Origin of the sequence: Paenibacillus sp. FSL R7-0340 (assembly GCF_038002205.1) — a bacterium.
Taxonomy (GTDB): domain Bacteria; phylum Bacillota; class Bacilli; order Paenibacillales; family Paenibacillaceae; genus Paenibacillus; species Paenibacillus polymyxa_B.
The window spans coordinates 3,586,772-3,612,709 of record NZ_JBBOBY010000001.1; the positions used below are offsets into that span (position 1 = coordinate 3,586,772).

Sequence of the window (25,938 nt, forward strand, 5' to 3'; positions counted from 1 at the left end):
CCTTATGACTTGATTTTATATCATCTAATCCATAAATTCTAATGCTATTTTATGTATAAAATCATAGTTTCAGTCTATAGATTAACTGGATTTAGACATAAAAAAGGAACAATCCTATGAGAAATGTTCCTTTAGTGTGAAAAATCATGCTTATATTCCGGACCATCTACCGATCCGTTCTTTTGAAACCGTTGGGTACACGCTCCAAAATCCCTTCCCTAACATATCTGTCCAGCAGCCCACACATTGTGGCATATCCATTTTTTCTGAATAAAGGTACGTAGGCTGTGGCTTTAGGAGAGATTCGAAGTTGTGAACTGTGCGAGCGATTGGTCTATACCCTTACGCCTCATTTCTATTTTCCTTCCTCCTATCCATCACTAGAAGTATTCCATTCAGAAACCAAAAATCCCCTGCCCGAAAAGCCGGGTGAGTCCAAAGAAAGGAAACACCTCAGCTTGACGTCAAGGGAGACTTGTCTAGATTATACTTTTAAATCACCATCATAGGTGGCAATCATATTGTACAGTTCAGGACGACGGTCACGGAAAATGCCCCATTCAATCCGTCCTACTTCCAGCTCATCCAGGTCAAATTCAGCAGTAAGCACTTCCTCATCGGTACGACCCGCTTCTGCGATCTTGTTACCTTGATGCCCGGCAATAAAGGATGAACCGTAGAATGTAATACTGGAGTCCTCATCTGTTTCAGTTCCGATCCGATTGGAGGCAATGACTGGGATCAGATTGGAAGCAGCATGACCCAGCATGCAAGTCTGCCAGTGATCTTTGGAATCAATGGCAGAATCCTGCGGTTCCGAGCCAATAGCTGTCGGATAGAACAAAAGTTCTGCGCCCATAAGCGCCATACAGCGGGCCGCCTCAGGATACCATTGATCCCAGCACACGCCTACCCCAATTTTGGCATAACGTGTATTCCATACTTTAAAACCGGTATCGCCCGGATTAAAATAAAATTTTTCCTCATACCCAGGACCGTCTGGGATATGACTTTTGCGGTATTTACCCAACACTTCACCGTCTGCATCAATTACAGCAAGACTGTTGTAGCGCGCGTAGTTTTTCTTTTCATAAAAACTGATTGGCAGCACAACCTGTAATTCTTTGGCGATCTTCTTAAAATGGTTAACCGCCTTGTTGTGCTCCAGCTCAGTTGCATATGAATAATAATCAGACTTTTCCTTCTGACAGAAGTACGGAGTCTCGAACAACTCCTGCAGCAAAATAATTTGTGCGCCCTGCGCAGCCGCTTCACGTACTAGCTTCTCTGCTTTGCTTATATTTTCTTCGATATTGGTAGAGCAGCTCATTTGAGTCGCTGCCACTTTTACTTTTCTCACTTTAGTCCTCCTTTTAGATGTTGTATCGTTCAACGCTTTAAAGCAGGCATCTGCTGGGTCGTACAGTGTACGTTACCGCCTTCACGGATGACCGCCATACCGTCTACAGTCCGAATGGTGCGATCTGGAAATACATTTGCCAGCACTTGCTCAGCTGCAAGATCGCTCTCAGCGGCAGTGCCGCCAAACACTGGCAAAATGATACCGCCATTCACAAAGTAGAAGTTAATATAGCTCAGTGTCAATCGGCTGTCTTCATAATCCACACGCGGCGGCTGACCGATCCGAATCACTTCCAGCTTACGGCCTTGGGCATCCGTTGCTTGCTCCAGAATACGCAGATTTTCCTGCGTGATTTCGTAATTTTCATCCTCAGGATCATCACATACTTGCATAATGACCTTGCCAGGAGCTGCAAAGCAAGCAATATTGTCCACATGGCCATCTGTTTCGTCGCCACTAAGACCACGTTTTAGCCAAATTATTTTCTCTACACCTGTATACTCACATACATACCGTTCAATTTCTTCTCTGCTTAATTCCGGATTTCGGTTGGAATTGAGCAAACACTCTTCGGTTGTAATCAGTGTGCCTTCGCCATCTACGTGCAGTGAGCCGCCTTCCATCACAAGCGGTGCATCAAACCGTGGAACTCCAAGTTTGTCCAAAATTTGCGGCGCAACCTGATCATCCAGGTCCCATGGAGCATATTTACCACCCCAGGCGTTAAACTTCCAGTTTACACCTGCCAGCTGACCATGCTCGTCTGTGAGAAAAGTAGGGCCATTGTCACGCAGCCACGCATCGCTGTGTTCAATCGGCAGCAGTTCTACACGTTCCCCAAGTTCAAGAGCCTTAACGCTCTCCAGATCATCCGGATTTACGACCACAGTAACTGGTTCAAATTCCGCCATGGCGCGTACAATTCCGGCATAGCCCTTGCATACATCAGCATGCATATTCGGGTAAACCATTGAAGATTTTACAGGCCAAGAAATATACGTGTGTTCATGTGGCGCCCATTCAGGCGGCATCTTATAATGTGAATCCTTAATTTGCATGTAATGAAGCTCTCTTTCTTTTTCATAATGTAGACTCCGCTCCTATCATACAATAATATGATCTTTGTCTCAATCGAAGCGGAAAAGTTTTAATAATTTACAATCACATTTGAGTAAATTACTTTGAAAACGTGATTGCTTTCACCGTATTCCCATCAAAATCCTTCACAGTGAAATGTGCTCCCTCCAGCACACCGTAAGAGGATGGATAGTTATCTTTTGGCAGCGAGATCGAACCGGGGTTCAGTATAAAGACCCCATTTTCCACATCCGCTACCGGAATATGAGTATGTCCCTGGATGAACACATCTCCCGCTTCCAGTGGTGGTAAATTTCCGATACTAAAGCCATGTCCGTGCGTGACATAGATTCTCCGTCCTTCATGGTACAGCCAAGCATAATCACCCATCATAGGAAACTCAAGTAGCATCTGATCCACCTCTGCATCGCAATTCCCGCGCACAGAAACCGCAATGTGGGACTTGTACTTATTCAGCAGAGCGGCCACTTCTGCCGGATTATACCCTTCTGGTAACGGATTACGTGGTCCGTGGTACATATAATCTCCGAGCAAGACAAGACGATCGGCTTTCTCCTCCCTGAACTTTTCCAGTGCCAATTGCAACCAGTGCAGCGAGCCGTGAATATCTGAAATAAACATCAATTTCATGATTGTTCTTTCCTTTCTGAATAGGCTAAAAAACATTCCACTTAAGTACATTATTGCATTATTCCCTGAACAAATCTGTGCAAAAATTTTCTCTCGTTTGATAATACTCTTTTAAGAAAATAAACTACAGCTCCGAGTGAGCTGTAGTTTATTATTAGTTCCTTTTGTACTTGGTCTTATCATCTTCGGTGATTTTACGGATTACCGTGCAAGGGTTTCCAGCAGCAATCACACCAGAAGGGATATCTTTGGTAACAACACTTCCTGCACCGATAATGGAGTTATCGCCTATAGTAACACCAGGCAGAACGCTGACATTACCACCGATCCACACATTATTGCCGACTGTAATTGGAAATGCAATCTCCAATCCCTCATTACGTTGTTCTACATCAAGAGCATGACCCGCAGTATAAAATCCGCAGTTAGGAGCAACAAACACATGATCACCAAAAACGATTTTTGCCCCATCAAGCAAAACTAGATTATGGTTACTATAGAAATTTTCACCGATTTCAATGTTATAGCCATAGTCACATACGAAAGGTTGCTCAATCAAGAATCTATCAGTTGTTTTCCCAAGTAAAGTTTTGATGAGTGTTTCTCGTTCTTCGATATTTCTAGGATGGAGCTGATTATATTCGTGGCAGAGAACTTTAGCGTGTAAACGTTCTTCAATTAACTCTTCATCATAATTAGCATTGTATAGGAGTCCTAGTTGTGATTTTTCTTTTTCTGTCATGTCCATCCTCGCTTTGCTTATTTACTTAGATATCACATAGTTATTATGGATGTTTTAATAAGTATTAATATAACTCAATGATTAATATTTGTCCAATCTATTTATCATCAATTATCAATAAATAACGCTTACGAATCATTCATGAAAGCTCTTTCGTCCTCAGCTTGTAATCCGGTTGCTAATACCCCTAAAAAATTAGCGACCGCTTCATAAAAGAGAAGAAGCGGTCGCTATCTATAAGCCTTCATTGTAAATTTAATACTTAATCACTGGTTTATTTATAAATTAACGTTTCAAGCTTTCACCGTTCGTAGCAATAACTTCTTTGTACCAATGGAACGATTTCTTCGGATATCTTTCAAGTGTACCGCTGCCATCATCATGACGGTCTACGTAAATGTAGCCATAACGTTTTTTAAGCTGAGCGGTCGATGCGCTGACAAGGTCAATACATCCCCAAGACGTATAGCCCAAAACCTCTACTCCGTCCTCAATAGCTTCTCCAACTTGAACCAAATGATCATTCAGGTAGTTGATCCGGTAGTCATCTTCAACCGTTTTTTCGCCTTTTTCATTCGTGATCAGTTCATCAACGGCGCCCAGACCATTTTCAACGATGAACAGTGGTTTTTGGAAGCGATCATAGAACGTATTCAGGACATAACGCAGACCTTGCGGATCAATTTGCCAGCCCCACTCACTTGCCTCGAGATGCGGATTGCTGACACCACCAAGGATGTTACCTTTACCTTTGACTTTTTTAGCTTCGTCAGCTGTCTCACAAGTACTCATATAATAGCTGAACGAGATAAAATCAACGGTATGCTTCAAATCTTCTGCATCACCTGGTTCAAAGTGAATAGAAATTCCGTTTTCTTTAAAGAAACGTTTCATGTAACCTGGGTATTGACCTCTTGCGTGAATATCGGCAAATGCCATGTTTCTGTGATCAAATTCCATCGCAGCAATCACATCGTCTGGATTAGGTGTCAGCGGATAAGTAGGCATGCTCAGCACCATACAGCCAATTTTGAAATCAGGGTTGATCTGATGACCGATTTTTACTGCTCTTGCACTCGCTACAAGCTCATGGTGAATAGCTTGATAAAGATCTTGCTCACTAAGTTGATCTTTTGGTGTGCTAATTCCACCACTCATGAATGGTGCTTCAAGAATGGAGTTGATTTCATTGAAAGTCAACCAGTATTTAACTTTATTTTTGTAGCGATTAAATACAGTTGTAGCATAGCGCTCATAAAAATCAACAAGCTTACGGTTTACCCAACCATCGTATTCTCTGGACAAATGTAAAGGTGTTTCATAGTGAGATAATGTAACGAGTGGCTCAATTCCATATTTGTGAAGTTCATCAAACAAATCATCATAAAATTGCAAGCCTTTTTCGTTAGGCTCCAGTTCGTCACCTTTAGGGAAAATACGTGACCATGCGATAGAAGTACGGAATACTTTGAAGCCCATTTCCGCAAAAAGTTTGATATCTTCTTTATAATGATGATAAAAATCAATACCGATCAACTTCATGTTATCTTCTGTTGGTACATCCGTAACGGGCCCCCAGCCACCACGAGGAGTTACATCCTGAATGGACCAGCCTTTTCCATCTTCTTGATAAGCGCCTTCGAGCTGATTAGCAGCAACTGCTCCGCCCCACAGGAAATCTTTTGGAAACTGTGTACTCATATTTTCTCCGCCTTTGCTGATGTTTTTCATTAACTAGATAGAAATACGTTACCTCTATGCTAATGTGTTATAAAGTACTTCTAACTGAATCTTAAGGTTTGTAACGCGTTTCATGTCAAGTATTATTTTAAAAACTTCCAGAGCTTATAATTGTATTATCTCCAATAATTACCCCCATATTTATAACTCTTCTATTATTGAGTAAAATGGCTATTCTTCAAATGGCGGATCTACATGAATATCTCTATCTGGTTCAGTGCTTACCCAGCGAGTAAAGATAACCTGAAAGCCGGCTCGAGTCGGCGCGCAGGCAAAAGGACCCGCCTGTTGTCCCGTTTCATAAGGAAAACGTGCTACACGTGCGGTGCGCCAGCTTTGATTTTCGGTTCGGGCTCTAATGATAACTGCATCCTGTAGCTGTGAAGCACGAATCGTCACATTTTTCCCTACCCAATCAGGTACAGGAGCTAATGACCAATCGGAATAGCCATCCGTGACTACGACTGCCAGTTGAGGAATTCCATCATTTAATTCGATTCCGGCTTTAATCCACTTTTGCTGTCCTTGATACAGCATTATACCGGCCTGATCGTAGAGCTCCGTAAATGAGCCTAATTGAAACGTGACTTCGATGGCAGAGCCTTCTTCCCAGTCTGTAAGCAGGGAATGTCCGCTACTGCGTTCAAATCCATACAAAGTTTTTTCCCAGTAGTCGCTTCCTTCTCTGGTTTCAACTTTAAGGAACTGATCTTCTTCTATGGATGATACAGGGTGATTAGTCCATGTCCCTGTAGTCCATGCAATCGATTTTTGAGTCATTAATCTCATCCTCTCATGCTTTATTAAACGATGCCCTATTTCCTTTTCTCCACCAATTGCAAATTGTACGTCAGACTTTCAAGGGTCACCGAAATCAACCCACGCATGTATTCATCATGTGTATCGTTTTTCACAAAAATCTCTGGCATATGTTCTTTGGGTACATCTTTTAGACAGCCGTTATAAATATCGTCCAACAGAGTCGGCTTGGATAACTCTCCAGTCAAAGCGATAGATACAGGATCTATAATCGCAATAATGGAAGTTATCGTTTTGATCGCCAAAGGAACAAATCCTTCTGTGCTATTTAACTGTTTAAGCTGTTCCTCTCTTGTTAAATCAAAGGGTAAGAAGGAAACCTCCCCAGCAAATTTGGTATTTCCTTTTAACAAATGTCCATCGACAATAAAACCCGCGCCGGGGAAATTGTCTTTGGGAAACGTAACAATAGCAAAGGTTTTATCCTCATCATAATTCTGCATGTTATAAAATCCGTAGACTGTCAAATGCATATCATTTTCAATGGTAACTTCTAATCCGTATTTATCTTGAAGCCGTGGACCTACAGGGACTCCTATGAGCAGGTCGAGATCACAAACATCGATAATCCCTTGATGAACAACCCCGGGGATGCCAATCCCAATGGCTTTGACGTTTCCATAGTTATTAATCAGCTCTCCAATTTGGGTTTCTATGACCTCATAATCAATATGAGGCACATTGGAAGTATTCTCGATGATGATATCACCAAGCAAATTGGCAACAGCATAAGTAAGAGAATGTATACCGCCTTCCGTTTTCACATTTAAACAGATAATATAAGAATAGTCAGCGTTATATTTGTAACGTCTAGCCGGACGTCCGCCATTCGACTCTTCCAATTCCGTCTCTAATACTTCCCCGGTTTGAAGAAGCTCATTCAGAATATTTCCGCAAGTTGCCACACTAAGACCTGTGATACTGGCTATGGATGACTTGGTTGCATATTCCTTGGATTTCAGTGTGTTTTTAACTAACTCTACATTAATTTGTTTAACCCGAATGGTATTATTGGAGACTGGTTGTATTTGAATACACTCCTTTTCCAGTATTTATTAAAAGGTTTATAATAAGTTGTAATATAACGCTCTGCCTGCAAAAAGTCAATTTGTACACATTTTCCTCTTCTCTTCGATCATCATGCTATACTAGAAATAAGAATCAAATTTTTAGTGCGGCATCTTTGCGATGAAACTAAGTGAAATTGGGGGGATTCTGTTGTCAGCTATTGAGTATATAGCAATAATCGCGTTGCTCCTCTCCGTCATACTTTTAATTAAGGTCTACAGCCTTCAATCTCGGCTTAATGACTTGAAATCCGACGTGGAGCGTCTTGAAAATCGTTCAGGAATACAAGGCGCATCGCTGTCAGGTACCATCGCTGCCACTCCTCCACATATTCTAGATGCAGGAGCTTCAGAAGATATCAATGAAAGGTTGCTCCTGCTAATTAGGGAAGGTAAAAAGATTCAAGCCATAAAAGAGCTGAGAACCGCTAAGGATCTTTCCCTTAAGGATGCAAAGGATTATGTGGATCACTTGGAAAAACTCTAAAGAAAGGAAGAAATAAGATGAGTGCCAGCAAAACAAACGCCATGCGCATATTGGACGGGCAACATATACAATACAATATTTTGAGTTATGATCATCAAGACGGAAAAATAGACGGGATGAATGTGGCTGAGAAAATCGAGAGAGCCCCGGAAATGGTTTTCAAAACTTTGGTTGCACATGGCAAACAAAATCTGTTTGTTTTTGTGATTCCTGTACATAAAGAGCTTGATCTCAAAAAAGCAGCCAAATCCGCGGGAGAGAAAAAAATTGAAATGCTTCCAGTTAAGGATTTGCAAAAGTATACGGGATATATTCGCGGTGGCTGCTCCCCCATAGGAATGAAAAAGCTCTACCCCACTTTTATCGACCAGCCTGCATTGGAACTGGAAGCCATCGTTGTGAGCGGTGGGAAAATTGGGACCCAACTGGAGTTGAGTCCACACGATTTAGCTCTAATCATTCAGGCACAGTTTACAGATCTGACGCATACAGCATAAAACTCACCACATGATCATAAAATCTTTATGCGTATTTTCTCTTATCCCATACTTCATCAAGCTTCAACCTGGAGAGGAAGATCTAATGATGCATAATGATTGCCCGAAAAATGCAAGAATCCCCCAACCCATCAGAAGTGATGGTGCTGGGGGTATCGACAAGGGTCCACGTGATGTGATGAGGGATCTACAGAATCCTGATATGCTGGTTCCCCCCGTAACGGACAATGGTCTCATTCCGAATATGAGATTTTCTTTTTCTGATGCTCATATGCAGCTTAATCATGGTGGGTGGTCAAGAGAAGTAACAGTAAGGGAATTACCTATTGCTACAACCCTTGCCGGGGTGAATATGAGTTTAACACCGGGTGGTGTACGTGAGCTTCACTGGCATCAGCAGGCGGAATGGTCATATATGCTGTTGGGAAGTGCTCGCATTACGGCAGTTGACCAAAATGGACGTAATTTTATTGCTGATGTGGGTCCCGGGGATCTCTGGTATTTTCCTCCTGGCATTCCGCACTCTATACAGGGGCTTGAGGATGGGTGCGAATTTTTGCTGGTTTTTGATGATGGCAGTTTCTCCGATCTGAACACCCTATCCATCTCGGATTGGTTCGCACATACTCCCAAAGACGTACTTTCTGCAAATTTTGGTGTACCAGAAGCTGATTTTGCAGCGATTCCTCAAGATCAAGTATACATCTATCAGGATTCCGTTCCCGGTTCAATCCAAAGCCAAGCGGTTCCCTCTCCTTACGGGACATTGCCCCAATCCTTCAAGCATGAATTACTAGCCCAGCCCCCAATCAAAACGCCGGGCGGAAGCGTACGAATCGTTGACTCCTCCAATTTTCCGATTTCCAAAACCATCGCAGCCGCCCTTGTTGAGATTGAGCCCGGAGCCATGCGAGAAATGCACTGGCACCCCAATAATGACGAATGGCAATACTATCTTACAGGGCAAGGACGGATGACTGTCTTTGGTGGTAATGGCGCGGCCCGCACATTTGATTTTAGAGCCGGAGATGTCGGATATGTGCCTTTTGCTTACGGTCATTATATTCAAAATACTGGCTCTAGCTCACTATGGTTTCTTGAAATGTTTAAGAGTGACCGTTTTGCGGATGTTTCACTAAATCAATGGATGGCTCTTACCCCCACAGAACTGATTCAGAGTAATTTACATGTAGGTACTGATGTGATCTCTAATTTACGAAAGGTAAAATGGCCCGTCGTCAAATATCCTGGTTATTCTTATGACCCTAAAAAGAAATAACCGGGAACGGTATCACGCTCGCCACTAGATCAGTGAACCTTCTTTTTGAATATGACAGGTTGATTCAATTGCCCCCTTCATTATTACTTCCATTTTCACGTATCCTTCTATCCAATCCCGCCAACATATCTGCATACTCTTCAGGCATTCCAGCGTGAACCATTCCCACTTCCAACTCTTCATCAGACAACGAGATATGCTGAATCGGTTGGCCTGTTACTTTCCCGATAATCTCAGCCACTCCGCTAAAGATTAGCAACTGAGGTCCGGTGATGACTATACAAAAAAAACACCGTATCGGAATACGGTGTTTTTATAAACTAACTAACAAAGACTATTCCTCAGAGTCTACATTGTGGTAAACCTGCTGAACATCCTCCAAATCTTCTAATGCATCAATCAATTTATCGAATTGAACCTGTGCATCTTCTGGAAGAGAAATATCATTTTGGGCAAGCATGGTGAGCTCTGCAACGGTAAACTCAGTCACTCCTGCTTGTTTGAAAGCTTCCTGCACAGCATGGAATTGATCAGGTTCTGCATATACGATGACGGCTTCATCTTCTTCAATGATGTCACGTACCTCTACATCTGCCTCCATCAGCAGCTCCAGCACTTCATCTGCGGTTTTACCCACCAGACCAATAACTGCTGTTGAATCAAACATGTAGGCTACAGATCCACTCACGCCTAAGCTACCGCCATTTTTAGTAAAAGCAGAACGCACATCTGATGCTGTACGGTTAACGTTATTGGTCAGTGCATCTACAATGACCATGGAACCGTTCGGTCCAAAACCTTCATAACGAAGCTCTACGTAGTTTTCATCGCCAGCACCTTTTGCTTTTTCAATAGCACGGTCAATGATTGCTTTGGGTACATTGTACGTTTTTGCACGTTCTAAAACGACTCTTAATACCCGATTGGATTCAGGATCAGGTTCGCCCTGTTTGGCTGCCACATAAATTTCCACGCCAAATTTAGCATATATACGACTCGTATTAGCATCCTTGGATGCCTTCTTTTCTTTAATGTTATTCCACTTACGTCCCATAATATCCCGCTCTCTTCCTGTATGAATATACACAACGAACTTCATTATATCCTTGTATATTATATCTCCTAAAGGACATACGAACAAGTTCAAACAACTCCGTTATGGAAAAATAAACAATTCTACCTAATTAGGGATGCTTGGAAATGTGAACTTTCAATTCTCCTCATCTATGGACAATCCCCCTATCAATCTCTAAGATGAGGAGGAAGTCTGACTTGAAGGAGATCATTCACTTGGATGTCTTGTACAAAAAGTTGAGCCATAATCATGAAATCACAGTATACGAAACCACTGAGCTGTATGGTGAAAAGGGATTATTTCGAGTAATGCAGTTTTCAAATACAGCCGTCCAAGGCGCGGTGGACTTGAATCATCCGCAACGCATTGTGTTCGAATATCCGAGAGCAATCATCCATCTCATGGAGCTGAACGATCCGTCATTTGAAGATGTATTTGTTATTGGGCACGGTATAGGTACAATAGCGGGTCATTTTACAGATAAACGCTTTAAGATTGCCGAGCTGGATGCACAAGTCGTAGAGTTCAGCCGAACATTCTTTGGATACGATCAGGATAATGTGACTGTTGGCGATGGACGACGCATTCTGGAGAAGGAAGCGCCGGATGCTTATGACTATATTATTTTGGACGCCTTCACGGAGCAGGGTACACCCTTGCATTTAATATCCTGGGAATTTTTCAAGATGACCAAAGAAAAGCTGGATTCCGAAGGCTCCCTGATCATGAATTTAATGGGCAAAAGTGAACACGACCACCTGATCAATGCCATTCACACAACGTTGCGTGAAGAATTCGCCTATGTCACAACTTTCTCGCTCCCCTCGGAAGGCGCTGCCGACATTCAAAATATCATTATGATTGGTCGGGACAAGCCCATCCGGTTTCAGGCACGTCAGATGGCGGACTTTCATGAGATTACACTTGGAGAAGGTCATATTCTACGGGATACAGATGCTTAGTGTAGTTCCAATATTCGTCTCTCTACATCTTCGATATGAATCGTCTCTTTGTTGCAGCTTTTTCGTTCCACTAACTCTACTTTCCCGTGTTCGGCATCTTTACCAACGACGATGCGCACGGGAATACCTACTAAATCGGAGTCTTTGAATTTAACCCCGGGCCGTTCCTCCCGATCATCCAGCAGCACCTCCACGCCACGATCCTGCAGCTGGTTATATAATTTCTCGGCTATTTGCATCTGAAGCGTGTCTTTCACAGAAATCGGAATAATTTGAACTTGAAATGGGGCCAGCGCATAAGGCCAAATCATTCCGTTCTGATCGTGATTTTGCTCTACAATGGCGGAAAGGATCCGGGATACGCCAATGCCATAGCAGCCCATAATCATCGCTTGCTCAGTTCCGGAAGCATCCAGAAAAGTCGCACCCAGCTTCTCACTATATTTGGTGCCTAGTTTAAATACGTGTCCGATCTCAATCCCACGATGAAGTTTCAATTCCCCTTCGTCACATCGAGGACATCTATCCCCTTCTATGACATTCCGCAAGTCAGCCACATGCCGAAGATCTATATCGCGCCTTGGATTCACATGTCGATAATGATAATCCAGCTCGTTGGCGCCTGCGATACCGCTGGACATTTGGACGACGGCGTAATCTACCCACATAGGGATCGTCAATCCGCATGGGCCTATGAACCCCGAGGGGGTTCCAGTCGTCTTTGACATGGTGTCTGCACTTGCTATTTCGAATTTTTCACTACCTAAAATATGTTTAACTTTCACTTCGTTGACCTCATGATCACCCCTGACAACTATAGCAACAGGTTGATCGTCAGCCATATAAATCAGTGTTTTTATGATTTCTTCAGGTTCTATGTGAAGCGATTCAACCAGTTGATCTATTGTACGCAGACCTGGAGTATGGAATTTTTCCATTTTAGCTGTATCGAAAGAAGGATGGCTGACATGTTCATTTTCATCTGAGACTGGGGCTATTTCTATTTCCCCCGTCGACCGCGCCACGGCTTTTTCAAGATTAGCTGCATATTCACAGCAGGTACATGCTACAATTGTGTCCTCTCCAATATCAGCTAGAGCCATAAATTCATGGGTTTCACCTTCGCCACCAATGGCACCCGCATCTGCTTCTACAGCACGAAAATTTAGACCACAGCGGGTGAAAATACGATGATATGCCTGGAACATGGTCCAATAGGTATGATCTAGTCCTTCCCAATGTGCATCAAACGAATAGGCATCCTTCATTAAGAATTCTCTGCTGCGAAGCAGGCCAAATCGAGGACGTCGTTCATCCCGAAATTTGGTTTGAATTTGATACAGGGTTACAGGCAATTTGCGATAAGAATTCACTTCATTTCGTATTAAAGACGTAATGACCTCTTCATGTGTAGGCCCCAAAGCAAACTCCCGATCATGCCGATCTTGCAAACGCATCAGCTCAGGACCGTAAACATCGTATCTCCCTGATTCTTGCCACAGCTCCGTTGGCTGCAATACAGGCATCAGCAGTTCCCCAGCCCCTACGCGATCCATTTCATCCCGTACGATTTGCTCTACTTTTCTGAGCACCCGTCTGCCCAGTGGCATGTAGGTGTACATTCCAGCCGCCAGTTGACGGATAAATCCTCCCCGCAGCATAAGCTGATGACTGATCACTTCGGCCTCTGCGGGTGCTTCACGCAAGGTTGTCAGTAATAATTGGCTTTGGCGCATGTGTAGCTACCTCCTTATATGGACGATAAAATGTACGCAAAAAGACACATCCGTCAGGGACGAATGTGTCGTGGTACCACCCTTAATTTGACCGTAACCATACACGGAACGGTCCTTCATCAGATAACGGCGTCTAGCCGGTAACGGTTTATCTTACAAACCGCTACAGCTCGCAAGGCAGGGAAACGTTCATTCGCGGCGAGAAACCTTTCAGCCCATGAGTTTCTTCTCTGTACAGCGGGTATTGAACCTTTGATCCTTGGTCTACACTATTCCTATATATTACAATTTTCACCACTTTACACGAAACGTAAGTTCTAGTCAAGGAGATGATCGTCTATCTGGAGCTGTCCAGGGACATGAACGATATTTAGATTTCAAGATAATCAAATTCCGTTGGTTACCATATTGCATAATGAGCGGCCAGATTTTAGGACGAATACGCCTGCGAAAACCCAGAACAAAACGGACAAAGCGAGGCGAAATATCCCAAATACGAACTGCTTCCTCCTTCACTCCTTTAGGTAGTTCCTTGGAAAACAGAAAACGGTTGAGCGAACGTGTGATAACGCCTGTTATTGCTTCAAGCGTACTAACATCCATTACAATGATCGTATCGGCGCGCTGGAGTCGCTCGGTAAAATAACGCTCATGATAATTCCCTTCGATGATCCACTCTTCCCTTTGGAGCACTTCACCCAGCTGTTTGAGAAATTGTTTGTCAGTGCTCCGCTTCCACTCCGGGCCCCAATACAAATCATCCAAAGAGATATACGGCAATTGAGTCCACATGGAAAGACGTTTGGCCAAAAAAGTCTTACCGCTTCCCGGCGAGCCGATCACGATAATACGTTTAGCGTGCTGCACAGCACGAAACTCGTTATCCTGTCCTGCATGTAAGGGCCGCATGGAATAGATCAATCGATAGAGTAAACCTACTACCAAAGAACCTCCCTTTAAAAGCAAATAAAGGAGGCACAGTGGCAGAAAAACAATTACGTATTTCACACTGTCCATCAGACAACATGCTCCTTTTACAAATTCAATAATTGAGGCCATTACGTACGTGAAGCTCCAAATACGCGTTGTTGTAGGGTAGAGTTCTCTTGATTACTTATGTATCTTTCTTTTTAAAATACACGCCCTTGAAAAACACAAAATTTTGCGAATGTGTGCCATACAGCTCCTGAAACCTAGAATGGAGTTTATTCATAGAAAGGGTCTCTGAAACCGTCCGATCCGTTTGCAGGGTCAAGTCGACACAGCTAATTCCAAATTGGCACACTTGCTCCATAGGATAACCTTGGGTAATACCATAAATCATCCCGGCAATAAAAGCATCATCTGCGCCTGTGACATCAATGACCTCTTGAACAGGATGCATAGGAATTTGTCCATGAGTTCCATCCTGAGAGGCGTACAAAACACGATCAGCACCGCAGATAAAAATGACATTTTGAACCCCAAGTTTGTGAAAAATCCGGGTGGCATCCAACATATGCTGATCATCTGTAAGTTCTAGCCCCAAATAGGCTTCAGCCTCCACCGGTTTACATACCAGCCATTCCACCCCATGCAAATTTCGGGGAAGCTTTCTCATCTTGGAGGCTGATACCGAAGAAACGACAATCGGAACCCGATGCTCATGGCAGACATGTATGGTGGCCGCAATTACGTTCATAGAGAAATTAGTGTCCAGCAGAACCAGTCGGGACGAGGCGATTAAAGGAGCATTTTCAAAAATTACTGAAGGACGAATCTGATCATAAATCTCCATTTCTGCTGTCGCTACAATCAGTTCACCACGCTCGTTCAGCAAGGCAGTATAAACTCCAGTTGACGGTTCACCTTTGACTTGCAGAGGAACCACGTGCATGTAACGGCTGGACTGCTCGATAATAAATTCACCTTCCGCATCGTCTCCAACCGCAGTTAGCAGGCTGACCCGCTGGCTCAACCTCCCTAAATTTTCAGCTACATTTCGTGCTACCCCACCGCAAGATTGCAGCCTTGTACTGCTCGGATTGGAGGTATGAAGCTGAAATGTACCTTTAATCATGATTTTACGATCCAGATTGGCCCCCCCGATACATAATATTGGTTTGCTAGAGGGCCAAGGCTCGTCCTGTTCATTTTTGTGGATTTTTTTTAATTTCATCATTTGACTCCTTTCTCGAGTCTATTCGTTAGAATGATTTAAATTTGTACAGAAATAGGCACTATATAAAATTAACACGTTCCAAATGTCATATTCCCAAGAATAATGTCGAGTTCGTTAAAATATCCTAAAGTTACACATGCAAAAAAACACCCTATCGTAAAGATGCCTTCCACTTTTACGATAAGGTGCTTGGGTTGGAACTGCGCATAGTTCTTCCTTACATTATTTCAAAATAAATAGAGCTGCTCCGTGAGGAGGTAAATCTGCGGACAGTTCTTGTGCTAAAACACCTAAATCTATATGGTTCCATAAATCTCTGGCATTTGCCTGCCCTTCAATACCAAGGTCTTTTAAGGATACACGCACCTTTGAAGCTTCATCTCCAGCATTAAACAAAGCTACATATACATGACCCTCCTCGTTATGTGAAGTCCAAACGATATGTTCATCCTTTCTATACACCTGCCGCGCATTCAAACCGTTACGATGAGCATTTAACACTTCTTCATTAGTTAGCAAGGAAAGGGTCCATGCATCATTATCCCGCAGTTCCCCCCCGAACATCAGTGGAGATCGGAAAATGCTCCACAAGGTCATCATCGTTAGCTGCTCATCCTTCGTAAAGCGTGTCCATCGGTCATGGCTGCCGGAATCTACCGAATCTACCGAACGAATACCCAGATGACCCAGTGGTAGCATGTCGCAATCCGGCCAGTGACCTGGACCTACATGTTCCGCCCATTTTTCGCAGCGCTCAAACATACCATACAGTAAAGGCCATACATCCCAGAAGTCATCCGTCATACGCCACATATTCGCGTTTGCGATTAAATCGGATGCATGCTCCAGCGGTGCCGGACCAGGCGATAGACTCAACACCATCGGACGTCCGCATTGGGCGATAGCTCGCCTAATCAATTCAATTTCCGCCAAATGAATACCATAGAGACGTGATGCAGCAATGTCATCTACTTTGACAAAATCCACACCCCATTCCGCATACAGGTCAAACAATGAATTATAGTACTCCTGTGCGCCCTCCTTGGATGCATCTACCCCATACATATCTGTGTTCCAAGGACAAATAGAGTTGGGATGCGCAATTTGTCTCGCCGTGGCTGTGGTTCCCAAAATCGGGGTATCCTGGTGCACCGCCTGACGGGAGATGCCTCTCATAATATGTATACCAAATTTCAATCCCAGTCCGTGTACATATTCCGCAAGAGCTTGGAAGCCTCGTCCATCTGCTGCCGAAGGAAAACGATTCACCGCTGGAATAAGACGTGAAAATGAATCCATTTCCAATGGGACAAACGGGCGATACTGTGAAGATACTGCTCCTGACTCATACCACTGAATATCTACAACGACATATTCCCAACCATATTCCTTCAGGTGCTCCGCCATATATTGAGCATTTCCCCGTACTTCCTCTTCCCGTACTGCTGCACCGTAGCAATCCCAGCTATTCCACCCCATAGGTGGTGTATGCGCTGTCAAATGATGTTTCATTTCATTCATCCTTTCATCTTGTATAACTCATCCTGCTACTAAAAATCCCCTCAGTACTACGTTACTATTATAATGTAAACCCTTACTTTTGTCGCTCGTCATCTTTTCCATTTCCACTTTTTATACATTTAAGTTGACTAACTTAAAGAATGTGGTACATTTAAAATTGCTTGTTAAAAAACTTTGACTTGAATCAGAGGGTGATTTTACGTGTGTGAACATGCTTATCGAATTTTGTTGTTTTACAAATATGTCAACATTGAAGATCCTGCCACCTTTACGGCAGAGCATCTGGCTTACTGCAAGGAGCTGGGCGTCAAGGGAAGAATCTTGATTGCTGCGGAAGGAATCAACGGAACACTGTCTGGTACAGTAGAGCAAACGGAGCAATATATGCGTGATTTGCGCGCCAATCCGAAATTCCACGATATCGTTATTAAAATAGATGAGTCTGACGGTCATGCGTTCAAGAAAATATTTGTACGCCATCGTCAGGAGCTTGTTACGCTGCGTCATGAAGATGAGCTGGACCCTAATGAAATTAGCGGTAAGCGTCTGTCACCAAAGGAGTTTTATGAACAGCTTCAAGATGAAGATGTAGTTGTTCTGGACGGACGTAATGACTATGAATATGACATCGGTCATTTCCGCGGGGCTATTCGCCCCGAAGTCGAATCGTTCCGTGAATTTCCACAATGGATTCGCGACAATATGACTCAGTTCAAAGACAAGAAAATCCTGACGTACTGCACCGGAGGTATCCGTTGCGAAAAGTTGTCCGGTCTTTTGATCAAAGAAGGATTTAACGATGTAGGCCAGTTGGATGGTGGCATTGTGACTTACAGCAAGGACCCGGAAGTACAAGGACGTTTGTTTGACGGTAAATGCTACGTATTTGACGAACGAATCTCGATTCCGATCAATCATACGGATGAGGACGTCATTGTCGGCAAGTGCTTCCATTGTGAAACGCCGAGCGATCATTATATCAATTGCCCGGTGTGCAATCTCCAGCATATCGTATGTCCGGATTGCGAAGAACAGCATCAGCACTATTGCTCTGACGATTGCCGAATCAAAGCGGAAACCGTGGCTACTGCATAAATTAGCAGCATCATTGGTTCATTATAACAAGAGGGATGCCCTATTAGCCGTTCAACATGGCTGTGGGCATCCCTTTTGTTGTTTTCACAATAAGTGTCGAAAGCTTCATAGTATGTACCTATGACCTTGATTGTATTTTCATCTTGGACGGGCTCGAAAGTAGCGTCTTATAATGGAAAATGTCATTACAGAAAGGATGGGTGGAATTCATGATTCAAATCGTACTTTCAACTCTATTATCCGTTATCGTTCCGCTGTCCATTCCGGTGATCGCCGGATTTTTACTCGGCAAATTCATGAAGCTGGAAACGAAACCGCTCTCGACTTTGTATTTATATTTTTTAAGCCCCGCAATGATTCTGGACACGCTACTCAAAGCACAGCTTTCCTGGCATGATGTGGCGCAGACTGCCGCTTTTTCAATACTGAACCTGCTGCTGTTGTGGGGAATTGCACAATTAGCGGGGAAAATCTTTAGACTGAGCACTCCGGAAACGGCTGGACTTACCTTAATCTCTACGCTGACCAATAGTGCAAATTATGGCCTGCCCCTTATTTTACTTGCCTTTGGGCAGCTCGGTCTGGATAAAGCCTCCGTGTATGTCGTCATCCAGATGATTATGGTCAATACCATTGGCGTTTACTTTGCAGCCCGCTCTGAATTTTCTGTTCAAAGTGCTGTTAAGTCGGTGTTTTCACTTCCTGCGATCTATGCAGCTCTACTTGCCATGGGACTGCGGTTGCTGGACTGGCATCTTCCCTTAGGGATTCAGTCAGGCGTCTCGATGATTGCTGCCGCCTATTCTCCGGTCGTGCTTGCGATCCTTGGTACCCAGATGGCTTATGTAAAAATATTCAAGCTGGAGTCGTCTATTAAAAAAGCCAGCTATGCCGGACTAACAATTCGGCTTCTACTCTCGCCGCTTGCGGCTTGTCTTGCTATGCTGATACTGGGAATTTCAGGCCTTTTGTTCTCCGTTCTCTTCATTTTGGCCTCGATGCCGGTTGCTGTGAATGCTGTCATTTTAGCAGAAAAATTTAATGCATCGCCAAAACTGGTTTCCACCTGCATCCTGTGGAGCACGCTTGCCTCATTCCTGATTTTGCCTATTCTGATTATGTTGGTAGCAGGTTAGCGAGCAAAAAAGACTCTCTACACCATAGAGAGCCATGCGCGATTCTGTCTCCATTCTACTTGCACAGGCGTTTCAAAAAAAGCACTAAGCGTTTCACTGCTTAGAATATCAGTCGTTTTACCTTTGGCAAATACCGTGCCCCGGCGGATTAGAATCGTATGCGTGTACATCGGTAGAATTTCTTCGATATGATGTGTAACATACAGTAAATTCGGCGAAGCCGGCGACTCCGATAACTGGCGAACGCTATCCAGCAATGCTTCCCGGGAGAAAAAGTCCAAACCATTACACGCCTCGTCCAAAATCAGTAGCTTGGGCGAGGCCATTAATGCACGGGCGATAAGCACTTTTTGCTTTTCTCCCTGTGAGCATCCCTGATACAACCGATCCACCAGATGAGCACACCCCAGTTGCGTCATAAGCTGAACGGCCTGTTCATAATCTGTATCCGTCGTCTGATCATAAAGTCCAATGGAGGCAAATTTGCCACTAATGACAACATCCTGCGTACGCTGACTCCCATTAATTCTTTCCTGTAAAGAGGAACTGACCCAACCGATAGATTTGCGCAGTTCCCTCAGATCCACATCTCCAAAGGTATGGCCCAATACACCGACACTACCTGTGGTTGGCCATATGTAACCGTTAATCATATTGAGCATCGTTGTTTTACCTGACCCATTCAAGCCGAGTACAGCCCAGTGCTCTCCCTCAGCTACCTGCCAATTGATTTGGTCCAGTATGGTGCGGTTATCTCTCTTCCAGCTTACATTGTTAAGTTCAATGACAGAATTCATGGCATACATCCTTTCTATTCGTCGTATCATCAGATGTTTATACGCATAGTAAAGATCATCGTTAGTACGTCTAGCTTCTCTTTCATGTAAGCATAGCATAGGGTCACTGGTTGTTCAATTTTAAATAACCCACTCCATTGTTCATATAGGAGTGGGCTCAACATGTACTGCTCATGTAAATTCTCTCGCTTCATCTACTGTTTCTTACGTTCGCGAAATCGACGTACCTTCATCAAATTACCGCACATCTTATCGTCGCAAAATCGCTTTGACCGATTTCGGGTATCATCGTAAAACACCCATCGGCAATCGGTGTTATCGCAAATACGAATTCTGGAGCCGCCGCTATTGACGAATGCCTGGGCAAAATCGGCTACCACCTCTGCCAGCACTTTTTTCCAACCATTTGCCACAGGTTCCAGCACAATGTTGAAATGCTCATCCTGTTGCTTTAATAAGCGAGTGACCGGCCCCCCTTCTATCATCTTCCGGTTAATCGTATCCACCAGATCAGATGTCATTTGTCCTCCGGAAGTCAGGTGCTCAGCGAAGCTACGCAATTCCCGCCGGAGAATTTGCATTTCTTCGATATCTTCTGCACTGGCTGGGACCGGAGCGGAAAATTGCCACTGTATGAGAAAGTCATTTTGCCATTCCGGCTTCAACAAACGATCTTCTGAACGCCCGCTACCTCTCCAGTCATGCCATTCGCTGTTTACAAAATCAGTCCAAAGTGTATTCAAAAGAGTTCCCCCTACCGCCTGTAACCACTAAAATCATTTTAACTGGTTGCGAATCTTAATTTGTCATGCTACATTGTTAATTGTAACGATTTATCCTATGTTTAGCTAGTTACATCCCTACAAAAGGAGTTGGGTTAGGTGAGCCGAGATCGAGTAAATATGCTGGTATTGCAAAGAGAAAATTCATGGGATAAGGAAGAATGGATTGTTCCTCTTGCCGCAGCACTTCACGGTGTGAATACACAGGAGGCCACTTGGACACCACCAGGTGGAGGAAACACGATTTGGCAAACGGTTCGTCACATTAATTATTACAATGAGCGTATTTTGAGACGTTTAACTGACCGACCTATAAGTTCAACTGGAATAAGCAACGATGAGACATTCGGTCCGCCAGGGGATGCTGAAGACCATGAAGGATGGCAGAAGACACTGAAAGAAGCAGAAGCTATTGTAAACCAACTGCTTGTCGCCATTACTGCTTTGACTGATGCTGATCTGGATAAGCCTTTCGGCTCCGAAACTCTCGGTGCAGAATTATCGCGGTGGACGCTGCACGATGCATATCATAGTGGACAAATCGTACTTATACGTAAACAACTGGGTACTTGGCGCGTTTAAAAATAAATATCCTAATTAAAAAGGATGAATTATGAAATATTCATCCTTTTTTCTGTATTAGCTGCTGGCAATGAAGCAATCTACTGGTCAAGATATTTTTTCTTTTTTTGAATCTTTAATTACATTCTTATTTTTATCTTTACTCTTATCTTTATTCTTGTCTTTATTTGTATCTTTGCTTGGGACGGAGACTTTCCTTTTTTCATTAGCCAGTCGCCAATAGCTTAACACTTTACTGTACATGGACTTATCTGTTAATTGGTTAAAAATATATGGGTCCGGCTTCGTATTCACCTCAATAATCCACGGGATAAAGCGATGATCCAGTCCAATGTCCACACCAATTTGCCGGAAATTCGGATATGTTTTTTGCAGTTGTTTGGCGATGGTAAGACCCAGTTCATTTAGTTTCTTGACCAGCTCCGCCTGTTTGCTTTGCGATAAATGGGATTTTAGTAACTGCTCCAAGGCCATCGGCTTACCACCACTATGATAGTTAGTCACGATTTTACGAGGATGACCAAGACGTCCAATAATTCCGGTAGACTCCCATAGCCCTTTTTCATTCCGCTGCACCATAACCCGAATATCAAAATAACGCATTTGATGGCGTAGTAAATGGATTCCCTTTTGAATGAGATAACTTTTCTTCCCCGTATGTTTCGATAGGCTGGTATATAGTGTATCCAAATGTTTGAATTCTTGACGCGTTTCCTCATATTGATAGGCGAAACGCTGGCCGGCCTCCTGCTCTACTCTCATTACACCTTTACCAAAGGTACCTCGCTCGGGTTTTACATAGACCATACCGTATTTCTCCAGCATTGACTTCAAATTTGCTTTGTTATATTTGCGAGTTTCTGGTACATAAGGTTTGATGCTTCCATGCTGGAGCAACAATTGGGTTTTATGCCATTTGCTGCGCAACGCCTGCGCTTTTGAAGAATTCACTTGCCCCTCTCCTCTCTACTCTCAGGTAGAACGCTCCTGTTAAAAAAGATCAATCTATCGTATGCGCTAACTCCCCATTCGAAGCTTCATCAGCCCTGTCCTGCATAGAAATGGACGTTTGACCTTGCCCGGTCGAAAGCGCCTGTCCAAGCATACGATATTGTGAGACGCTGGGAGCATATATTTGCACATATAGGGAGTGAATAACATGTCAGCGCAATCGGATGGGCCACGGAAGGGTTCCCTTACAATCGATGTTCTGATTCCCGCAATTGATAAAGATATTGCCACACTACCGCTGGTGATTGATAGTCTGCGCCGTCATGTGCAGCACCGAATTGGAAATATTTATATCGTTTCACCGCAAAGCACCGGGATTCGCCGTCTGTGCGTAAACAAGAAATGTACATTTATAGACGAAAAAACGGTGCTGCCCATCACCAAAAAACATATTCATTACGGGACAACGCGCTGGGACCGCTCAGGCTGGCTGTATCAACAATTGCTCAAAATGAATGGCGACAAAATCAGTAAAGCCTCTTTTTTTCTCGTCATTGACGCGGACACGATTTTGATTCGTCCACATACGTTCCGTAAAGACGGAAAAACGATTTTTTACTACCGCAGCTGGAGCCAGCCTGAGTATTTTCGCACCTATCACAAGTTGATGGGCGTTAAAGCGCCCTCACCAAAGTCCTTTGTTACTCACTATATGCTTTTTGAAAAAGCGCGGCTTACCCAGCTCAAGCAAGTTATCGAGGCCCGACATGGAAAACCTTGGTACAACGCAATTATCCACAGTATAGACCGGACAAAACAGTTTGGGTTTTCCGAATATGAAACGTATGCCAACTATTTATACAGCAATCAGCCCTCTCGGATGATTTTGCGCAAGTCATTGAATAAAGCGCTTCATAGTCGGGCTTCTTCCCTGTCGCAAAAACAATTGGATGTCTTGGCCAAGAGCTATCGCTCCTTATCTTTTCATCAACGCAAGGTGTACCAGCTTGCTCCAAAAACAAAGATTGAATCATCGCTAAAATAGTTCTTAAAATCCTGCAAAATGATGCAGTACAATGGATCTGCATTGAAGGAGGAAACGTCCGTGCGCATCGTATTGTTATGCGGTGGTGCCGGAAAACGGCTATGGCCACTATCCAACGAAATCCGGTCGAAGCTGTTTCTCCGGTTGTTGTCCGCTCCTGACGGGCGAAAGGAATCTATGCTCAGCCGGGTGTACCGTCAGCTCACCTTAGCCGGGCTGGATTCCTCAGCCCTGCTTCTGGCTCATCGGAGTCAGGTAAATCTAGCCTTTCGCCATACAGAAGGTCGTCTGCCCGTTCTAGGCGAGCCTGCCAAACGGGGAACCTTCACCGCAGCTGCACTGGCGGCTGCTTATTTTCACACCAGAGGCACGGGGCTGGATGAAGTTCTCTGCATTGCTCCAGCGGACATGTATGCAGGGGAGGATTTCTTCCATAGCATAGCAGCGCTCTCCGGCTTATTGCTTGAGAGCGGAGCCGATCTGGCTATGCTTGGGACAAGGCCTACTCATCCCTCCGACCAATACGGCTATGTCGTTCCGGGTCTGCAAATGATACGGGAAGGGAAAACTTCTTATGCGCAAGTTGCCCGCTTCACAGAAAAGCCGGATCTCTCCGGGGCACAACAGCTTATTCATCAGGGCGCGCTGTGGAACTGTGGTGTTTACGCTTTTACATTACGGTATATGCTGTCCTGTATGGAGCGAAGTTATTTGCCGCTGAACGATAAAGCATTATGCGCAATGTATGATAGCCTCCCGGTTCGCAGTTTTGATGAGGAGATTGCAGAGCGTGCCGAACATGCCATCGTCCTGCCCTACGATGGCGAATGGCACGACATCGGCAACTGGCAGGCCCTAACAGAGCAGCTAAGCAGCCAAGTGATCGGGCGTGGACAGATTAGTGGTCAGACTCTTGGTACGCACATCGTCAATGAGCTGCCCTATCCAATTCATGTCATTGGCGTGGAAGATATTATTGCTGCTGCGAGTCCCGACGGCATTCTCATTGCGTCCAAGAGCCATGCCCACGTAATCAAGGAGCAGCTAGGTAAACTTCAACTTCACCCCATGCATGGTGAAACCTCTTGGGGCAGTTACCGGGTGCTGGACGAGTTTGATCATCGGAGTCTGAACGATATACTGGCCATACGGCTGACGGTACTGCCAGATCACCGCTTGAATGGCCGTATTCACGGCAGTGGACTTAAAGTATGGACGATTGTGTCCGGTCGTGGAGAGGTCATGCTGAACGGAGAGCGTTTTGCTGCCGCAAGCGGTTCTGTATTTAGCATTCCGGTTGATACGTATCACACGATCCGTGCCGATCTGGATACACCACTGGAGCTGATTGAGGTACGTCTGGGGAACAGCTTGGTGAATGCCTTCTATAAATCCGAGGCCTGACAACACATAGATCAGGATTTTGCAAAATTCGATTCCAGTCGCTCCAAAGTGCAATATATAGACGAACTAGAGCATTGCGATCTATATATTGTTCATTGGAAGTCGCTTATTAGATTTTTGCAAAATCCTCAGATATAACATAGCACGCTACGGATTCTGAACGGAGGTCGCACATAATAAATCGCTCCTGAGCAAGGTGAAAAAATCCTTGCTCCAGAAGCGATTTTATTTTGTGATGCCATATTTTCTTGAGATAATAGTTCTAACCTTGGCAGATAAATATACCTCGTTGCCTTTGACTATTCCGGCTTCTTTTAAAAAATGCCGGACAATCTCTAACTGATAGTGTATGCGTACTTTCTTGGGCAGGCTCCAACCCGTTTCCACGGTAACCGCGCGTGTACCTAAAATGCGGGCTGCAGCAGTGCGGGAGGAACCTGGGAGCTCATGCAGCCGAATGTTGAAATGTCGGTCGCTCACCTGGATGGAGCGATTCATTCGCTTAATAATCCGGCGAACCGCAGGAACCACCGAATTGGCTTTGTTGGTGATTAGCGTTTGACCAAGCACCTTGGAATCCTTTTGTGACAATCCGTTAGCCTCATGCAAGTCGAGATACCATTCCGGTTGATGCTTTTGTGTTAATTTGAATAGAGCAGCGGAAAGTGGTTGTGTTGCCAGCTGCTTTTTTTTGCGCGGAAAGGTTCGATTAAGATCAGGTATTCCTCTAATCCGTTTGCGGTAAGCCTCTTGATTTACAATCGGTACAATTATAAGCTTACCCTGGCTAAATCGCAGTTTTTGCTGATTCAAAAGCTTTACCAGTTTCTCAGCAGCTCGTATGCTTGCTATTTCTTTACCATGTATTCCCGCCACCACCATCACACACGGACCTTTCTGTGCCCCTGTGGCTATATAATAAGGAGTTGCCCAAGAGCCCTTTCCGAGCATATACCGTTTAACCTGCAT

Annotated in this window: 26 protein-coding genes; 9 read left to right on the forward strand and 17 right to left on the reverse strand. The window is 44.2% G+C overall.

The window, feature by feature from the left end; all coding sequences use genetic code 11:
* Positions 1 to 484: 484 nt before the first annotated feature.
* From aguB to MKX59_RS15865, 7 genes are all read right to left on the reverse strand, one after another.
* A complete protein-coding gene (gene aguB / locus MKX59_RS15835) occupies positions 485 to 1,360 on the reverse strand; it encodes an N-carbamoylputrescine amidase (RefSeq protein ID WP_025721082.1) in 876 nt (291 codons plus the stop codon).
* Positions 1,361 to 1,389: 29 nt separating this feature from the next.
* Positions 1,390 to 2,421: an agmatine deiminase family protein gene (locus tag MKX59_RS15840; RefSeq protein ID WP_076160918.1), complete on the reverse strand. Its 1,032-nt coding sequence runs from the start codon at positions 2,419 to 2,421 to the stop codon at positions 1,390 to 1,392.
* Positions 2,422 to 2,539: 118 nt separating this feature from the next.
* Positions 2,540 to 3,091, reverse strand: a complete 552-nt coding sequence (gene yfcE, locus MKX59_RS15845; protein WP_023988488.1) for a phosphodiesterase — start codon at positions 3,089 to 3,091, stop codon at positions 2,540 to 2,542.
* A 154-nt stretch (positions 3,092 to 3,245) separates the two neighbouring features.
* Positions 3,246 to 3,833 carry a sugar O-acetyltransferase gene (locus tag MKX59_RS15850; RefSeq protein ID WP_081376897.1) on the reverse strand — a complete coding sequence of 196 codons (588 nt, stop codon included), beginning with the start codon at positions 3,831 to 3,833 and terminating at the stop codon, positions 3,246 to 3,248.
* Positions 3,834 to 4,118: 285 nt separating this feature from the next.
* Complete coding sequence (locus MKX59_RS15855) at positions 4,119 to 5,534, reverse strand: glycoside hydrolase family 1 protein (protein ID WP_023988485.1); 1,416 nt, start codon at positions 5,532 to 5,534, stop codon at positions 4,119 to 4,121.
* Between the two features lie 210 nt (positions 5,535 to 5,744).
* Entirely contained in the window at positions 5,745 to 6,353 is a 609-nt protein-coding gene (locus MKX59_RS15860) for a DUF1349 domain-containing protein (protein ID WP_340858525.1), read from the reverse strand.
* Positions 6,354 to 6,388: 35 nt separating this feature from the next.
* Entirely contained in the window at positions 6,389 to 7,297 is a 909-nt protein-coding gene (locus MKX59_RS15865; RefSeq protein ID WP_025721092.1) for an ROK family protein, read from the reverse strand.
* Positions 7,298 to 7,580: 283 nt separating this feature from the next.
* Here MKX59_RS15865 and MKX59_RS15870 point away from each other — a divergent pair, with 283 nt between their 5' ends.
* The 3 genes from MKX59_RS15870 to MKX59_RS15880 all read left to right on the forward strand — a co-directional run bounded on the left by MKX59_RS15870 (position 7,581) and on the right by MKX59_RS15880 (position 9,722).
* The gene (locus tag MKX59_RS15870; RefSeq protein ID WP_068938727.1) at positions 7,581 to 7,946 is read left to right on the forward strand and encodes a ribosomal protein L7/L12; all 366 of its coding nucleotides are present in this window, start codon (positions 7,581 to 7,583) and stop codon (positions 7,944 to 7,946) included.
* A gap of 17 nt (positions 7,947 to 7,963) precedes the next feature.
* Entirely contained in the window at positions 7,964 to 8,443 is a 480-nt protein-coding gene (gene ybaK / locus MKX59_RS15875; protein WP_023988482.1) for a Cys-tRNA(Pro) deacylase, read from the forward strand.
* Positions 8,444 to 8,531: 88 nt separating this feature from the next.
* Positions 8,532 to 9,722 carry an oxalate decarboxylase family bicupin gene (locus MKX59_RS15880; RefSeq protein WP_023988481.1) on the forward strand — a complete coding sequence of 397 codons (1,191 nt, stop codon included), beginning with the start codon at positions 8,532 to 8,534 and terminating at the stop codon, positions 9,720 to 9,722.
* A gap of 64 nt (positions 9,723 to 9,786) precedes the next feature.
* Here MKX59_RS15880 and MKX59_RS15885 read toward each other — a convergent pair whose 3' ends face one another.
* Positions 9,787 to 9,981, reverse strand: coding sequence for a hypothetical protein (locus MKX59_RS15885; RefSeq protein WP_068938726.1), 195 nt, complete (start codon positions 9,979 to 9,981; stop codon positions 9,787 to 9,789).
* Positions 9,982 to 10,056: 75 nt separating this feature from the next.
* Positions 10,057 to 10,776 carry a YebC/PmpR family DNA-binding transcriptional regulator gene (locus tag MKX59_RS15890; protein WP_013310214.1) on the reverse strand — a complete coding sequence of 240 codons (720 nt, stop codon included), beginning with the start codon at positions 10,774 to 10,776 and terminating at the stop codon, positions 10,057 to 10,059.
* Positions 10,777 to 10,994: 218 nt separating this feature from the next.
* On the opposite strand from MKX59_RS15890, the gene MKX59_RS15895 reads away from it, so the two are divergent.
* Complete coding sequence (locus tag MKX59_RS15895; protein ID WP_028541373.1) at positions 10,995 to 11,759, forward strand: spermidine synthase; 765 nt, start codon at positions 10,995 to 10,997, stop codon at positions 11,757 to 11,759.
* Here MKX59_RS15895 and MKX59_RS15900 read toward each other — a convergent pair.
* From MKX59_RS15900 to MKX59_RS15915, 4 genes are all read right to left on the reverse strand, one after another.
* The gene (locus MKX59_RS15900; RefSeq protein WP_076265381.1) at positions 11,756 to 13,495 is read right to left on the reverse strand and encodes a proline--tRNA ligase; all 1,740 of its coding nucleotides are present in this window, start codon (positions 13,493 to 13,495) and stop codon (positions 11,756 to 11,758) included. The genes MKX59_RS15895 and MKX59_RS15900 overlap by 4 nt on opposite strands.
* 321 nt (positions 13,496 to 13,816) lie before the next feature.
* Complete coding sequence (locus MKX59_RS15905) at positions 13,817 to 14,512, reverse strand: hypothetical protein (protein ID WP_076160904.1); 696 nt, start codon at positions 14,510 to 14,512, stop codon at positions 13,817 to 13,819.
* Between the two features lie 97 nt (positions 14,513 to 14,609).
* The gene (locus MKX59_RS15910; RefSeq protein WP_023988477.1) at positions 14,610 to 15,653 is read right to left on the reverse strand and encodes a carbohydrate kinase family protein; all 1,044 of its coding nucleotides are present in this window, start codon (positions 15,651 to 15,653) and stop codon (positions 14,610 to 14,612) included.
* A 225-nt stretch (positions 15,654 to 15,878) separates the two neighbouring features.
* Complete coding sequence (locus MKX59_RS15915; protein WP_075154161.1) at positions 15,879 to 17,168, reverse strand: glycoside hydrolase family 27 protein; 1,290 nt, start codon at positions 17,166 to 17,168, stop codon at positions 15,879 to 15,881.
* Between the two features lie 210 nt (positions 17,169 to 17,378).
* On the opposite strand from MKX59_RS15915, the gene trhO reads away from it, so the two are divergent.
* Together trhO and MKX59_RS15925 are read left to right on the forward strand one after the other, a co-directional pair.
* A complete protein-coding gene (trhO, locus tag MKX59_RS15920; RefSeq protein ID WP_023988475.1) occupies positions 17,379 to 18,272 on the forward strand; it encodes an oxygen-dependent tRNA uridine(34) hydroxylase TrhO in 894 nt (297 codons plus the stop codon).
* Between the two features lie 209 nt (positions 18,273 to 18,481).
* Complete coding sequence (locus MKX59_RS15925) at positions 18,482 to 19,408, forward strand: AEC family transporter (RefSeq protein ID WP_069080113.1); 927 nt, start codon at positions 18,482 to 18,484, stop codon at positions 19,406 to 19,408.
* A 17-nt stretch (positions 19,409 to 19,425) separates the two neighbouring features.
* On the opposite strand, the gene MKX59_RS15930 is transcribed toward MKX59_RS15925, so the two are convergent.
* Positions 19,426 to 20,205 (reverse strand): ABC transporter ATP-binding protein, encoded by a 780-nt coding sequence (locus tag MKX59_RS15930; protein ID WP_023988473.1) that lies wholly within the window; start codon positions 20,203 to 20,205, stop codon positions 19,426 to 19,428.
* Positions 20,206 to 20,399: 194 nt separating this feature from the next.
* Positions 20,400 to 20,948, reverse strand: a complete 549-nt coding sequence (locus tag MKX59_RS15935) for a CGNR zinc finger domain-containing protein (RefSeq protein ID WP_023988471.1) — start codon at positions 20,946 to 20,948, stop codon at positions 20,400 to 20,402.
* A gap of 138 nt (positions 20,949 to 21,086) precedes the next feature.
* Here MKX59_RS15935 and MKX59_RS15940 point away from each other — a divergent pair, with 138 nt between their 5' ends.
* Complete coding sequence (locus tag MKX59_RS15940) at positions 21,087 to 21,569, forward strand: DinB family protein (RefSeq protein WP_076265380.1); 483 nt, start codon at positions 21,087 to 21,089, stop codon at positions 21,567 to 21,569.
* Between the two features lie 87 nt (positions 21,570 to 21,656).
* On the opposite strand, the gene MKX59_RS15945 is transcribed toward MKX59_RS15940, so the two are convergent.
* Positions 21,657 to 22,520, reverse strand: coding sequence for a YheC/YheD family protein (locus MKX59_RS15945; protein WP_076265379.1), 864 nt, complete (start codon positions 22,518 to 22,520; stop codon positions 21,657 to 21,659).
* Between the two features lie 208 nt (positions 22,521 to 22,728).
* On the opposite strand from MKX59_RS15945, the gene MKX59_RS15950 reads away from it, so the two are divergent.
* Both MKX59_RS15950 and MKX59_RS15955 read left to right on the forward strand, forming a co-directional pair.
* Complete coding sequence (locus tag MKX59_RS15950; RefSeq protein WP_076265378.1) at positions 22,729 to 23,565, forward strand: DUF6492 family protein; 837 nt, start codon at positions 22,729 to 22,731, stop codon at positions 23,563 to 23,565.
* Between the two features lie 60 nt (positions 23,566 to 23,625).
* A complete protein-coding gene (locus tag MKX59_RS15955; RefSeq protein WP_023988467.1) occupies positions 23,626 to 24,969 on the forward strand; it encodes a sugar phosphate nucleotidyltransferase in 1,344 nt (447 codons plus the stop codon).
* 225 nt (positions 24,970 to 25,194) lie between these two features.
* On the opposite strand, the gene MKX59_RS15960 is transcribed toward MKX59_RS15955, so the two are convergent.
* On the reverse strand, positions 25,195 to 25,938 hold the full coding sequence (locus MKX59_RS15960) for a succinylglutamate desuccinylase/aspartoacylase family protein (protein ID WP_076265377.1): 744 nt from the start codon (positions 25,936 to 25,938) through the stop codon (positions 25,195 to 25,197).